Raw genomic sequence first — 14,270 nt, 5'->3', positions numbered from 1 at the left:
GCTTTCAATGCATCAATAGTGGATCAATTTGTTCAGGACCTGCGATGCTGGCTGATCCGACCGCCCTTCCGAAATACCTACAGGTCAGCGAATTTCTGATCCGGGAGGTCACGGCTGGCCGCTATGCACCGGGCGTTCGCCTGCCGCCGGAGCGGCAGCTTGCGGCGCAGTTGGGCATGGCGGTGGGCACCCTGCGTAAGGCGTTGAAGCAATTACAGATGCAGGGCGTGATCCGGGCGGTGCAAGGATCGGGGAATTATGTCGAAGTCGGGGCGCTTGGTCCGGCAATCTACGCCCTGTTTCCTTTGGAGCGGCGAGAGGGGGGCGGGCTTCCCCGGGCGCGGGTGATCGGGCTGGATCATTGCGCCAAGCCCGACGGGCTGCCAGCCTTTGGGGACGGACCCACGGCCTATCGCATTCGCAGAATTCGCTGCCTTGATCAGACGCCGGTCGCGGCAGAAGAAATCTGGCTCGATGCCGGGCTGGCCCCGGATTTGCGGCTCTCGGATCTGTCCGAGTCATTGTATTTCTTTTACCGCACCCGGTTGAACCTATGGATTTCGGCGGTGGAAGATCGAATTTCGCTGGGCGAAATGCCGGGCTGGGCCGCTGAAACCGGGATGACCGGCGGCGCGGCCTGCGGACATTTCGAACGCCAAAGCCGGACCGCAGATGGCAGTTGTCCGGAAATCTCTCAGACGTGGTTTAATCCCAAACGCGCGCAATACGTCGCGCGCAACCGGTAAAGAGGTCGGAATGCGCAGGGCGAGATACGGGCTGATTGGCAGTGGCATGATGGGCCAAGAGCATCTTCGTAACATCGCCTTGCTGAACGGGGCCGAGGTGGCCGCGATCTATGAGCCGGACACGGCGATGCAGGCGATGGCTTTGGCGCTGGTGCCCGGGGCGACACCCGAAGGGTCGTTGACGGCGCTGTTGGCGCGGGATGATCTGGATGGACTGGTGATTGCCAGTCCGAATGATTGTCATTTGGCGCAGTTGGAACAGATCGCGGCGGGGCGTCCCCTGCCGGTACTGGTGGAAAAGCCGCTCTTCACCGATCCGGCCGACCGACCCCGGATCGTGCGGCTGGCCCGGACCTATGCCGCGCCGATTTGGGTGGCGATGGAATACCGCTATATGCCGCCCGTGGCCGCCGTGATTGCAGAGGCCGAGGCGGCGACGGGCGGGGTCCGTATGCTCAGCATTCGCGAACACCGGTTTCCGTTCCTGCACAAGGTCGGCCATTGGAACCGCCATAACAGCCGCACTGGTGGGACGTTGGTCGAGAAATGCTGTCATTTCTTTGACCTGATGCGCTTGATCGTCGGTGCGGAACCGGTGCGGGTGATGGCCTCGGGCAGTCAGGCGGTGAACCATCTGGATGAAACGTTGCGCGATGGTCCCCCCGACATTTGGGACAACGCCTTTGTCATTGTCGATTTTGCCAACGGCGTGCGGGCAATGTTGGATCTGTGCATGTTTGCCGAAGGCAGCGAGTTTCAGGAAGAGATTTCCGTCGTCGGGCCATTGGGCAAGATTGAAGCCAAAGTGCCCGGGCCGCTGCGGTTTTGGCCCGGTGATCCGGCGCAGGCCCCGCTGCCTTTGGTGATCCGCAGTCCGCGCTTTCCGAAGGCACCAATCGTCCGCCAGGTGCCGGTGGACCCGGCGCTATTGGCCGCTGGGGATCACAACGGCGCGACCTTTTATCAGCATCAGCGGTTTCTGGATGTGGTTCGCGGCAACAGCCAGCCCGAGGTTGGGCTTTTGGATGGGCTGATGGCCGTGGTCATGGGGCAGGCGGCGCAGGTCTCGGCGCAAGAAGGTCGCGCAGTGAGCATCGATGCCGATGCGGTGATGGCTTAACCTGGGCAGGGCCAGTTGGCCCGGTCGGCCCAAGCGTCGGACACGAGGCTATCAAAGGCTTGCTGAGTGCGATTGCCCACGGCCAGCGTTCGTCCCACCACCAGAGCAGGTGTCCCGGCAATGCCGAACGCGTCGGCTAACCCGAGGCTTTCGGCGATGCGGGTTTCGACGGTCGGCGCGGTCAGGTCTGCCAACATCTGCGGCGCATCAAGGCCCAACCCATCGGCCAACGCCGTCAGATAGGCTGCGTCAGGTTGAAATCGGGTCCGGTGCAGGCGCGCGCGCAGGGCCGCCTCGGCCCCTTGTCGTTTTGCCGCGCCAATCGCCCGGGCCCCAGCCAAGGATGAGGGGCCAAGCAGCGGCAGGTCATGCCATGTGACGGCGACCTGATCCGGCGACAGGCCTGCGAGCCAGTTTTCCATTTCTCGACAATACGGGCAATTGATGTCGGTGAAGAACGCAACCGGCACGGCGCCGGGGCGCAGTGGCGTTTGGAACAGGGCGGTGCAAACATCCTGCGGCTGGCGCGCCAAAATTCGGTCGGCGTTGGGATCGATCAGCCCGGCGAACGGATCAAAGCCGCCTGAAATCGGGCCCGCGTCGAGAACGAGGAACCCCGGCAAGGTCGGATGTGGCTGCGCCCGTGGGGCCGGTTTCAGGCGGCTCCAGATCTGGGGCAGGCCGACGATGAAGGCCGCGCCCGCCGCCAGTGCAAGCACGCCGCGGCGATTGCGCTTGGGGGGATGTGGGTCGGTCATGGCTGTGCCGTGTCCGAGTTGCGCATCACGACGCCTGCCGTGCCGACATGGCGATCTTTGACTTCAGGATTGGGGTCAAAATGAAGGCTGTGGTTCATGCGGGATCGTCCCTTTGGCGCTACTGCGGTGCCGGTGTGATCTGGATCTGTTGGCGCAAAGCGCCGGTGTTGCGGTCGAAAATCAGGATCTGGGCACTCTGGGTGACCACCGCGTACCAGTCCGGCCCATAGGTGACGGCGGTTGCGGTCTGCCCCTCTGGCAGGGTGATCTCGGTCGGCAGCGGCACCGGCTCGGCCCCTGAGAGGCGTAGCACCAGCAGGACGACGATGGTGGCGATCCCGATGATCATGGTCGCGGTCAGCCCGGTGATCAGACGGCGCAAAAACCGCAGGTTCGCGGGCTCTTGAATTGAGTGCTGATTGTCGATCATGAAAGGTCGCTCGCGGTTCGAGAATGACGGGCGGGCCCGGATGGTCCTTGAACGTTGGGCATAGGGCACGGGCGCGACAATGGAAAGTGGCTTGGCCGCCGCCGTGAGCCCGGTTTCGATGGGAAGTGGATGACAAGCCCGGGCAGGAGGCGTAGACGAAGCCGAACCGCCCTTGCCGAGCATAGATATGTCTACGACCCGCCATCTGACCGTTACCATCGCTGCCGATCCGCCCAACCGCCTTGATAAAGCGTTGGCGCGGGATGTGTCTGCCGCCGAAGACCTCAGCCGGTCTCGGCTGATGCGGCTGATTGCCGATGGGTCGGTGCGCCGTGATGGGCAAGTTCTGGATAGCCCAAAGGCGCGGGTGTCTGAGGGCGATGTGCTGGAACTGACGGTCACAACCGGTGATGAGACCGATTTGGTGGCTGAGGATATTCCCCTGTCAGTGGTCTTTGAGGACGCGGATCTGATCGTCGTCGATAAGCCGGTTGGCATGGTGGTGCATCCGGCGCCGGGATCGCCTTCGGGCACTCTGGTGAATGCATTGATGGCCCATTGTGGCGACAGCCTGTCGGGGATTGGCGGCGAACGTCGCCCGGGCATCGTTCACCGGATCGACAAAGACACGTCCGGACTGCTGGTGGTGGCGAAAACTGATAAGGCGCATCACGGTCTGGCGGCGCAGTTCGAGGCGCATACCGTGACCCGTCACTACCGGGCCGTGGTGCATGGGGTGCCAGATGCGGGCGATCCCCGCTTGCGCGGCTTGCGTGGGGTAGGGTTTGAGCCGGGCAATATCCTGCGGATCGCCACCTTGCTGGGGCGTCATCCGGCAGACCGGCAAAAGCAGGCGGTACAAGTTTCAAAGGGCCGTCGCGCCGTGACCCGTGCCCGAGTGGTGGAAGCCTTTGGCGATCCTGAAGGGGTGGCGTTGATCGATTGCTGGCTGGAAACCGGGCGCACCCATCAGATCCGGGTGCATATGGCCCATGCCGGACACGGGCTGATCGGGGATCAGACCTATGGCGGACGGCGGCGGATGTCAGCCAAAGCCTTTTCCCCGGCGGCCATGGCCGCGGTTGACGCATTTCCCCGGCAAGCCCTGCACGCGGCCTCACTGGGGTTTATCCATCCGGTGACCGGGGTTCGTCACGACTTCGACGCCCCTCTGCCGCCTGATATGGAACAATTGATCCTTTCCTTGCGTTAACGGGGCAGTCTCACTCTTCCGTTACCGCGGGGGAATGACGTGTTCGTCAGCGCACAGTAACATTCCTTGTCGCGACGGGAATGGCGGCATACGTCGTATAAAAAGGAAAGAACGGACAGAAGGACAGATCATGGCCAATTTCGCGAACCTGCCAGCGCCATCCCCGGAACAGGGACTGAACCGTTATCTCCAAGAGATTCGCCGGTTCCCGATGCTTGAGCCGGAAGAAGAATACATGCTGGCCAAGCGCTGGGTGGAAGATCAGGATACCGAGGCGGCGCATAAGATGGTAACATCGCACCTGCGTTTGGCGGCAAAACTGGCCATGGGCTATCGCGGTTACGGATTGCCGCAGGCCGAAGTGGTGTCTGAGGCCAATGTTGGTCTGATGCAGGCGGTCAAGCGCTTCGATCCCGAAAAGGGCTTCCGTCTGGCCACCTATGCTATGTGGTGGATCCGTGCCAGCATTCAAGAATACATCCTGCGCTCGTGGTCGCTGGTGAAGCTTGGCACCACCTCGGCGCAGAAAAAGCTGTTCTTTAACCTTCGCAAGGCGAAAAACCGGATTGGTGCGTTGGAAGAGGGCGATCTGCGCCCCGAAAACGTCGCCCGGATCGCCAATGATCTGAACGTCACCGAGGATGAGGTCATCTCGATGAACCGTCGCCTGTCGGGCGGCGATGCCTCGTTGAATGCGATGGTTGGGTCTGATGATGACAGCGCGACTCAGTGGCAGGATTGGTTGGAGGACGAGGGCGCCGATCAGGCTGGCAATTACGAGGAAGCCGACGAATTAAGTGTGCGCCGCGAACTTCTTGCCGAAGCAATGGATGTTTTGAACGAGCGCGAGAAAGACATTCTGCTGCAACGACGCCTTCAGGATCGACCAATCACGCTTGAAGATCTGTCAACGCAATACGAGGTCAGCCGGGAACGCATCCGCCAGATTGAAGTCCGGGCATTTGAAAAACTGCAAAAGCGGATGCGCGATCTGGCCGCGGAAAAAGGCCTGATTGGCACAATCTAACGCCTATCCAATGCACGCAAGGTCGCCCGGCGCCCCTGCGTGCGTGCCTTGCGGAATTCGTGATCAGTGATAGACCTTTGACCTCATGCACAGGTCCGGTTCGTTGTCCCGGACGCAGCACAAGAGGTGGGTTATGGATCACGTGAATTGGGGTATCTTAGGGGCGTCTAATTTCGCTCGGAACCACATGGGTCCGGCGCTGCACGCGGCACCGGGCGGGCAACTGGTCGCGCTGGCGACGTCTTCGCCAGACAAGGCCGCTCCGTTTCGCCAGATCGCGCCTGAGATGCGGGTTCATGACAGCTACGATGCACTGCTGGCCGATCCGGCAATCGACGCGGTCTATATTCCCTTGCCCAACACAATGCATGTGCCATGGACCCAAAAGGCGTTGGCCCATGGTAAGCATGTCCTGACCGAAAAACCGGTGGCGATGACAGCCCCCGAAATTGACACGCTGATCGCGGCACGGGACGCGGCGAACAAGTTGGCCGCCGAAGCCTTCATGATCGTCTTTCACCCCCAATGGCAGCGTGTGCGGGACCTGATTTCCGGCGGTGCGATCGGTCCGATGATCCATGTCGACGGCGTCTTCAGCTTTATGAACCGGGACGCTGGCAATATCCGCAATCAGGCGGCGATGGGCGGCGGGGCGCTGCGCGATATTGGTGTCTATGTGCTGGGTGCGACCCGGTTCGTTACCGGGCAAGAGCCGTCTGATATCTCGGCGCGCATTCGCTGGGATGCTGGCTGCGACGTGGTAACCGAAATCGGCGGCATGTTCGGACGCGCGAGTTATCGTGCGCTGATCTCGACCCGAATGCATCCCCGTCAGGACATGAATTTCCACGGCGAAGACGGTGTGATCAAGCTGACCGCCCCGTTCAACCCCCAAAGCTTTGGTGAGGCCCGAGTCGAATTGCATCAGGCCGGACAGACGGTCGTGACCGAACGGTTTCCCATGGCGCGGCACTATGAGTTGCAGGTTGCCGCATTCAACGCATCGGTGCTGACCGGGGCATCCTATGCGTGCCCGCTTGAGTTCTCAAAAGGGACCCAAGTGGCAATCGACCGGGTGTTGGAGGTTCAGGTCCCGATGGAGTGATCCGGCGCCATCGGCGTTCGGGACAATGCCGATCCTAGATCAACCATGCAAATGGGACGATGGGCATATGGTTGGCTGGGGTGGGCCGAAACCTTCGATCCCTATCCTTATATCTCGTTTAATCTTGCGCTGCCGCGAATCGCGGCGGTGCAGTCCTTGCTGATCGTGATGAGCCAGCACCGTCAGGATGACACAGTTCGCCTGCGTACAAAAAGTGACTGCGGCATCAAGTTGAAGGCCGAACGGGAGAGTCGACAAGTGCATGGGAAGTCGGACGACCCTTTGCTATGGCAATGGGTGCGCCTATCGGAGATGCCGCAGCGAAAAATGGACATTTTGGAAGTTCTGGGCCGTGACCAAGACCGTTGATCCGCGTGACGAACCGCACCGCAGCTTGGTGCAGCGGCTGACCCAGCCCCGGGTTCTGGGGCCGCTGGCGGCGCTGGCCTTGGCCGCGCTATCGGCTTTTGTGATCCATTCCATTACCGGGCGGGTGCATCTGGATGATATTCGGCACGCCGTTGAAACGATGCCGCACCGGTTGATGTGGCTCTGTGCCGGTCTGACCCTGATCAGCTACGCGGGCATGGCCTTTTATGACGTCGTGGCGTCGCGGCGGGTTGCACCGGGACGGGTGCCGACGCGGGTGGCGATGTTTGCCGGGGCAACTGCGTTTGCCGTGTCCAACACCATGGGGTTTCACGTTCTGGTCGGGGGGCCTGTTCGCTATCGAATCTACGCCGCATTTGGGTTGGATGTGTCGGACGTGGGAAAGATTGTCGGATTGGCGTTTTCGTCGCTCTATTTGTCGATTGCCCTCATTGTGGGCATGACGCTGGTGATGGATCCGCATGGGGTGCCGCTCCTGAATCAGGTGTTGCCCTATGCTAATCGCGCAGTCGGGATTATCCTTCTGGTGGGTCTTGTCGGGGTTTTGGCATGGCTCTGGCGGTCAAATCGGTCGATGACGCTGGGCAAGTGGCACTTGCCGCTGCCCACTGGGCGGGCGGCGCTGGTGCTGCTGGTGGTCGGGGTGATCGACATTACCGCCGCTGCGGGATCGCTCTATGTCTTGATGCCGCACCATATTCTGCCAAGTTTTCCCGTCTTCGTGACCCTGTATCTGGCGGCGGTTATGATCGGAAGTGCCAGTCACGTCCCCGGTGGGCTTGGCGTGTTAGAGGCGACCGTGCTGCTGGGGTTGGGGGCGGGGACACAGCCCGAAGCCCTTGCCGCGCTGGTGATTTACCGGCTGATTTATTACTTCGTGCCGTTGGTAATTGCCGCAGGCGCGCTGGCCGCGTTCGAAGGCATCCGGGCGCAGGACCCGATCTTGCGGTTCTCTCGCACGACCGTGCGGCGGCTCAATCCGGTGGCGGCGCCGGTTCTGGCCGGGCTCGTCTTTGTGGGCGGGTTGGTGCTGATGCTCAGCGGCAGCCTGCCCAGCGAGGGCAGCCGGATGGACGCGCTTCGCGACGTGGTGCCCTTGCCCTTTTCCGAGGCCTCACATCTTCTGGCCAGTCTGACCGGTTTGTTCTTGTTGATATTGGCGCGGGGCCTGCTGAAACGGATCGCTTTGGCGCGGATCACCGCGACGGTCCTGTTGGTCAGCGGCGCTGCGTTTTCCATGCTTCGAGGCGCGCATTGGGAGGCGGCGCTGTTGCTGTCCGGCATCGCGGTTCTGCTGATCGTGTTTCGCGGTGCCTTTCATCGCAAGGGGGATTGGCGTGATTTCCGGCCCAGCCCCAGTTGGCTGGCCCTGCTGGCGATGGTCCTGATCAGTCTGACCCTGATCGGGATCATCGCGTTCCGCAATGTGGATTACCGGGCCGATCTGTGGTGGCGCTTTGCGTGGTCGGGCGATGCGCCGCGATTCTTGCGCGCGACCATGGGGCTGGCGGTTGTCATCGCAGCGATTGCGGCTGATTCCTTGTTGAATAGACCGGTGCAGACGCGAAAGGGCGCTGATGCCATTCCCCAATCCGTCCGGGATATTTTGACCTCATGGCCCAACACCCAAGCGCAGATCGCGCTGCTGGGCGACAAGCGGTTTTTAGTGGATGAGGCAGGCACAGCGTTTCTGATGTACGCCGTTTCGGGGCGCAGTTGGGTATCGCTTGGCGATCCTGTCGGCGCCCCCGAGGCGGGTCGGGAACTGGTCTGGAAACTGGCCGAGATGGCTGATCGTGCCGGGGGGCGGCCGGTCTTTTACGCCGTGACTTCGGCGAATTTCCCGCTGTATCTGGATCTTGGTCTGGCCTTGCTGAAAACCGGCGAACTGGCGCGCGTTCGGCTGGCCGATTTTACGCTTGAGGGCAAGGCCCGCCACGATCTGCGCTATGGGGTGCACCGGGCCGAGCGGGATGGTTTGCTGTTCGAAGTGATCCCCAAAGCCGATGTCCCGGCGGTTCTGCCCGAGTTGAAGCTGGTGTCGGATCGATGGCTGGCAGAGAAATCGGGGCAGGAAAAAGGCTTTTCTCTGGGCCGGTTTGATCCGCGTTATATTGCCGAGTTTGATTGCGCGGTGATGCGCAAGGACGGCGCGATTGTTGCCTTTGCCAACTTGTTGCGCGGGCCGGTGGGCACGGAGATGTCGGTGGACCTGATGCGCTATTTGCCGGGTGTGTCGAACGTGCTGATGGATGCGCTGTTTGCCCGGATCATGCTTGAGGCCAAAGCGCAGGGCTATATGTGGTTCTCGCTTGGGGCGGCGCCGCTGTCGGGTCTTGCCGATCATCCGCTGGCCTCGACTTGGAACCGGTTTGGCACCTTCATCTACCGTCGCGGCGATGAGTTCTATAATTTCGACGGTCTGCGGGCCTTTAAGGAAAAATTCGGTCCCGTCTGGACCCCGCAATATCTGGCAGCGCCGGGGGGGATGCAGGTTCCGCGGGCCTTGGTGGATGTCGCCAGTCTGATTTCAGGCGGTGCGGTGAATTTGCTGAAACACTGAGCGGGCCCATTCCGAAGGGTCGCAGCGGGGCCAGACGACCCCGCTGCGCTGTGTTTAGCTGTGCGCCGAACTGGGGTTCGGCGCGGCCTTTGGTTCGACTTTCAGTGGCAGAATGCGCCGGATTAAAGTGTAGAACAGCGGAACGAACAACACCCCAAGAAGCGTCGCGGACAGGGTGCCGCCCAGAACCGACGCGCCGATCGCGTTGCGGCCTGCCGCCCCCGCCCCGGTGCTGAGGACCAGCGGGGTCACCCCAAGCGAGAACGCCATAGAGGTCATCATGATCGGACGGAACCGTTGGCGCGCGGCCTCGCTCACAGCGGTGAACAGTTCGATCCCGTCCTCTTGCCGTGCCCGGGCGAATTCCACGATCAGGATTGCATTTTTCCCGGTCAGACCGATGGTGGTCAACAGGCCAACCTGAAAGAACACGTCGTTGGAAAATCCGCCGAAATAGGCCCCAAGCAGGGCCCCAAGCGCACCCAGCGGCATCGCCAGCATTACGGCCACCGGGATGACCCAGCTTTCGTAAAGCGCGGCGAGGCTGAGGAACACCACCGCCAGCGACAGCGCATAAAGCAAGGGGGCCTGTCCGCCGGTTTCACGTTCTTCCAGCGATAGTCCGGTCCATGACAGATCGAAGCCCTGCGGCAGTTGACCGGCTAGACGTTCCATCTCGAGCATTGCTTCGCCGGTGGTTATTCCGGCGGCGGGCTGGCCCTGAAGCTGCATCGCGGGCACGCCGTTATACCGATACAGGCCCTGCGGTCCGAACCGCCACGTGCCTTCCGCAAAGTTCGAAAACGGCACCAAACCGCCCGTCGCGTTGGTGACACGCCAGCGTTCAATGTCTTCCGGGTTGCGGCGCGACTCGGCATCGCCCTGAACATAGACTTTCTTGATCCGCCCACGATCGAGGTAATCGTTGACATAGCTGCCCGCCCAAGCGGTGGTCAGCAATGCCGAGACATCCTGCGGATTGACGCCCATCGCCCCGGCCTTGCGCCAATCAATGTCGAGGGAAAATTGCGCCGAATCTTCCAACCCGTTGGGCCGCAACGAGCCGATCACCGGGCTTTGCGCCGCCATGCCCAGCATCTGGTTGCGGGCTGCCAGCAATTCCTCATGGGTTTGGCCGCCACGGGCTTGCAGGTAGACGTCAAAGCCTGAAACGTTGCCAAGTTCGATCACCGCGGGCGGCACGATCGGGAACACCAGCGCATCGCGGATCTGGCTGAGGGCGCCAAAGGCCCGACCTGCGGTGGCTTGTACGGATTGATCTGGGCGCAGACGCTCTTCCCAGTCCTTCATCCGTACAAAGCCGAGGCCGACGTTCTGACCGGCCCCCGCAAAGCTGAAGCCGACGACAGTAAACAGCGAGTCGACGTTTTCGGATTCGGCCTCCAGGAAATGGGTCTCGATCTGCTTCATGACCTCAAGCGTCCGCTCGGCGGTGGCTCCTGACGGGCCTTGCACGAAGACGAACATGATGCCCTGATCCTCATCCGGCAGAAAGCCGGTGGGGGTCTGGATGAACATCCATGCCATCGCCCCGGCAAGACAAAGATAGATCAAGCCGATCCGTAAGGGGCGGCGAATGATGTAATCGACAGAATTGCCGTAGCCGCCGGTCAGCTTGTCAAAGCCGCGCTGGAACTGGTTTCCCAGATACTTCAGCGGCGCGAACAGTTGCCCGAACAACCGGAAAATGCCGCGCGATGGCGTGTGGTCGCGGGGATGCTTCAACATCGTTGCGCACAGGGCAGGGGTTAAGGTCAGGGCGACGACGACTGACAGGGCCATGGCCGAAACAATGGTGATGGCGAACTGGCGATAGATCACACCGGTGGAGCCGCCGAAGAACGCCATCGGCACGAACACCGCCGACAGCACCAACGCGATCCCGATCAATGCGCCGGTGATTTGGCCCATGGATTTTCGGGTGGCTTCGCGCGGGCTTAAGCCCTCTTCATGCATGATCCGTTCAACGTTTTCGACCACGACGATGGCGTCATCCACCAGCAACCCGATGGCCAGAACCAGCGCCAGCATGGTGAGAGAGTTGATGCTGAAGCCGAACGCCTGCAACACCCCGAAGGTGCCCAGAAGCACAACTGGTACCGCCAATGTCGGGATCAGGGTGGCGCGGAAATTGCCGAGGAACAGCAGCATCACCAGAAAGACGAGGCCAATGGCTTCGAACAGGGTATGGACCACTTGCTCGATTGAGATGCGCACGAAGGGGGTGGTGTCGAACGGGATAGTATAGACGACCCCCGGCGGAAAGAACGCCTCTAGTTCGGCCATGCGGGCCTTGACCAGTTCGGCGGTATCAAGGGCATTCGCCCCCGCAGCCAGACGCACTGCCAGACCGGTTGCCGGTTGGCCGTTGAATCGCGAGATCGCGGCATAATTTTCGGCGCCAACCTCGACCCGGGCAACATCGCGCAACAGAACCAAGCCGCCGTCGGTTTCCGAGCGCAGGACAATCTGTTCAAAATCGCTGGGCGTGCGCAGCAGGGACTGGGCGGTAATGGTCGCGTTCAATTGCTGGCCGTCAACAGCGGGCAACGAGCCGAACTGTCCGGCCGAGATTTGCGCGTTTTGCGCCGACACCGCGCTGACCACATTTGATGGGGCCAATTCGTAGGCGGCCAGTTTCGATGGGTCCAGCCAGATGCGCATGGCATAGGGCGCGCCGAAGACCTGAACGCCGCCGACCCCTTCGATCCTACTGATCTCATCCACGACGTTCGAGTTGAGGAAGTCCGACAGATCGACCTGCTCAAGCGCGCCATCTTCGGAAATCAGGCCAATGACCATCAGGAACCCGGCCGAGCCCTTGGTCACCTGAACCCCCTGTCGTTGCACGGCCTCTGGCAACAGGGCCGAGGCTTGGGACAGTTTGTTCTGGACCTGCACCTGCGCGATATCGGGGTCGGTTCCGGTCTCGAAGGTCAAGGAAATCGCGGCGCTGCCAGATGCCGTTGACGACGACGACATATAGCGCAGACCGTCCAGCCCGGTCAGTTGTTGTTCCAGCACTTGCGTGACGGTGGATTCCACCGTTTCCGCCGATGCGCCGGGATATGTTGCTGCCACCGAGACAGAGGGGGGGGCAATCTGGGGGTATTGAGCGATCGGCAGGGTAAAGACCGCAAGCGCGCCTATCCCCATGATCAGAATTGCAATCACCCAAGCGAAGACCGGGCGGTCGATGAAATAGCGCGCCATGGTGCGATCCTTTCCGGGTCAGCCAGCGTCGGCTGGTGCGGCGGCGGGCTGAGCCGAACCGCGTTCTTCCGGGGCGACAGTCGCACCCGGCGCGGTCTTTTGCAGACCTTCGACGATCAGCCGATCTCCTGCCGACAGGCCGGAGCGGACGATCCAGTCGGACCCACGGGCTTGCAGGACCTCCAGATCGCGTTGCTCGACCACATTCTCGGCATTGACGACCATCGCCACGGGCAGGCCGCGCCGGTCATAAGACACGCCTTCTTGAGGGGCGAGGACCACATTCTCGGCAACGCCTTGCGGCAAGTCGACCTGGACATACATGCCAGGAAGCAACAGCTTGTCGGGATTGGGGAATTCCAGCCGCAAGGTGACAACGCCGGTTTGTTCGTTCACGTTGGTCTCTGCGACGGTCAGCAGGCCGTGATGATCATAGAGCGTGCCGTCGGCCAAAGTCAGCACCACCTCTGGCGCGGCATTGGCCAGACGGTTGGTCATCAAGCCCCGGCGCCAGTCCAATATCTCGGCGGCGGATTGCGTGACGTCGACATACACCGGATCGATCTTGCGGATCACCGCCAGCGGCTGGGCCTGTCCACTGGTGACCAGCGTGCCTTGGGTGGTCAGGGTGCGGCCGATATAGCCCGACAGTGGCGCGCGCACCGTGGTGCGATCAAGGTTGATTTCCGCGGTCTGCAATTGGGCCTGTGCCAATTGCAGGGCGGCGGCGGCACTGTCCCGTTGGCCAATCGCAGTCTCGTAATTCTGTTCGCTGGCGATTTTGCGTGAGATGAGTTCTTCAAGCCGCTTGGAATCGTTCGTGGCTGTCCGCAGTTGCGCTTCGGCTTGGGTGACCTGCGCACGTGCCGCCGCAACACTTGCCTGATAGGTGGCCGCGTCGATGGTATAGAGCGGATCCCCCAAGGCGACTTCATCGCCTTCATGGAAGGTCCGTTCGACGATGATGCCATCAACCTGTGGCCGGACCTCGGCAATGCCGGATGCAACAACCCTGCCGGGCAGGGTGGCGGTCAAGGTCGCGTCGGTTGCCGACAATGTCACCACGGTGACCGCGGCGGGCGGGCGTTCCCCGCCCCCCGGCGCTTGGGCAACCAACGGCGAGGCCATCAGAAGGGTGACAAACAATGCTGCCGCAACCCGGATCGGTGCGCGATCTCTGTTCGAGTGGTGCTTGGTTCTCATCTTATTTTCCCGGGGCGGGCCGCCCAATTTGGAATGCCTGCGTCGCGCGAGCGATCCCAATTTCTATTTCCCGTTGAGAGTCTGCGCTTTGTCCAAATGGACGCAAGCGCGTTATTCCCGACGGAACTATGCCTTTCACGGGCCACGATCAAGCGTGGCAAAGCGACCGGGATTGAGACTGCGTGCGGATGGCGTCCGCAGGGCAACGGTCGGAACCGCCATATTTGGTGGGCAGGTGTCGTCTCGGGCACGGCAACTTGTGCCCATCCGGCCCCATTGGATCGGGGCGGCAACGGCACAGCATTTCAGGCGGGTTCAAGGCCTCACGCGGGCCGACCGAAAAGACATATAAGAGGCGCTGTTGCGCAAAACTGAAACGGGCCGCATTCCCCCTTTCCCCAGACACACTTATCCTACGGATTTCGTGACGGGTATTCCGAGGGCCGTGAACCGGTTCAGCACGGCCGCTCGGATCTGAACC

General features: G+C 61.6%; 11 protein-coding genes. 7 read left to right on the top strand and 4 right to left on the bottom strand.

Going from position 1 to position 14,270, the window contains the following annotated elements; all coding sequences use genetic code 11:
- Window positions 1–44 precede the first annotated feature (44 nt).
- Together BV911_RS00055 and BV911_RS00050 are read left to right on the top strand one after the other, a co-directional pair.
- On the top strand, window positions 45–746 hold the full coding sequence (locus BV911_RS00055) for a GntR family transcriptional regulator (RefSeq protein ID WP_086051548.1): 702 nt from the start codon (window positions 45–47) through the stop codon (window positions 744–746).
- 10 nt (window positions 747–756) lie between these two features.
- On the top strand, window positions 757–1,866 hold the full coding sequence (locus tag BV911_RS00050) for a Gfo/Idh/MocA family protein (protein ID WP_086051547.1): 1,110 nt from the start codon (window positions 757–759) through the stop codon (window positions 1,864–1,866).
- Here BV911_RS00050 and BV911_RS00045 read toward each other — a convergent pair.
- Both BV911_RS00045 and BV911_RS00040 read right to left on the bottom strand, forming a co-directional pair.
- Window positions 1,863–2,624, bottom strand: coding sequence for a DsbA family protein (locus BV911_RS00045; protein ID WP_086051546.1), 762 nt, complete (start codon window positions 2,622–2,624; stop codon window positions 1,863–1,865). The two genes, BV911_RS00050 and BV911_RS00045, sit on opposite strands and share 4 nt — an antisense overlap.
- Window positions 2,625–2,742: 118 nt before the next feature.
- Complete coding sequence (locus tag BV911_RS00040) at window positions 2,743–3,054, bottom strand: DUF6476 family protein (protein WP_086051986.1); 312 nt, start codon at window positions 3,052–3,054, stop codon at window positions 2,743–2,745.
- A 187-nt stretch (window positions 3,055–3,241) separates the two neighbouring features.
- On the opposite strand from BV911_RS00040, the gene BV911_RS00035 reads away from it, so the two are divergent.
- The 5 genes from BV911_RS00035 to mprF all read left to right on the top strand — a co-directional run bounded on the left by BV911_RS00035 (window position 3,242) and on the right by mprF (window position 9,352).
- Window positions 3,242–4,267 carry a pseudouridine synthase gene (locus tag BV911_RS00035; protein WP_086051545.1) on the top strand — a complete coding sequence of 342 codons (1,026 nt, stop codon included), beginning with the start codon at window positions 3,242–3,244 and terminating at the stop codon, window positions 4,265–4,267.
- 130 nt (window positions 4,268–4,397) lie between these two features.
- Complete coding sequence (gene rpoH / locus BV911_RS00030) at window positions 4,398–5,294, top strand: RNA polymerase sigma factor RpoH (RefSeq protein ID WP_086051544.1); 897 nt, start codon at window positions 4,398–4,400, stop codon at window positions 5,292–5,294.
- A 133-nt stretch (window positions 5,295–5,427) separates the two neighbouring features.
- Window positions 5,428–6,399 (top strand): Gfo/Idh/MocA family protein, encoded by a 972-nt coding sequence (locus tag BV911_RS00025; RefSeq protein ID WP_086051543.1) that lies wholly within the window; start codon window positions 5,428–5,430, stop codon window positions 6,397–6,399.
- Between the two features lie 45 nt (window positions 6,400–6,444).
- Entirely contained in the window at window positions 6,445–6,768 is a 324-nt protein-coding gene (locus BV911_RS00020; protein WP_086051542.1) for a DUF1003 domain-containing protein, read from the top strand.
- Window positions 6,752–9,352 carry a bifunctional lysylphosphatidylglycerol flippase/synthetase MprF gene (gene mprF / locus BV911_RS00015; RefSeq protein ID WP_168183941.1) on the top strand — a complete coding sequence of 867 codons (2,601 nt, stop codon included), beginning with the start codon at window positions 6,752–6,754 and terminating at the stop codon, window positions 9,350–9,352. Before BV911_RS00020 ends, mprF begins: the two co-directional genes overlap by 17 nt.
- A gap of 54 nt (window positions 9,353–9,406) precedes the next feature.
- On the opposite strand, the gene BV911_RS00010 is transcribed toward mprF, so the two are convergent.
- Window positions 9,407–12,586, bottom strand: coding sequence for an efflux RND transporter permease subunit (locus BV911_RS00010; protein ID WP_086051540.1), 3,180 nt, complete (start codon window positions 12,584–12,586; stop codon window positions 9,407–9,409).
- Window positions 12,587–12,604: 18 nt separating this feature from the next.
- Entirely contained in the window at window positions 12,605–13,789 is a 1,185-nt protein-coding gene (locus BV911_RS00005) for an efflux RND transporter periplasmic adaptor subunit (RefSeq protein WP_371587666.1), read from the bottom strand.
- Between the last annotated feature and the right edge of the window lie 481 nt (window positions 13,790–14,270).

Source organism: Pseudoruegeria sp. SK021, assembly GCF_002119405.1.
GTDB lineage: Bacteria > Pseudomonadota > Alphaproteobacteria > Rhodobacterales > Rhodobacteraceae > Meridianimarinicoccus.
This window is presented reverse-complemented; position numbering and strand designations above follow the sequence as displayed.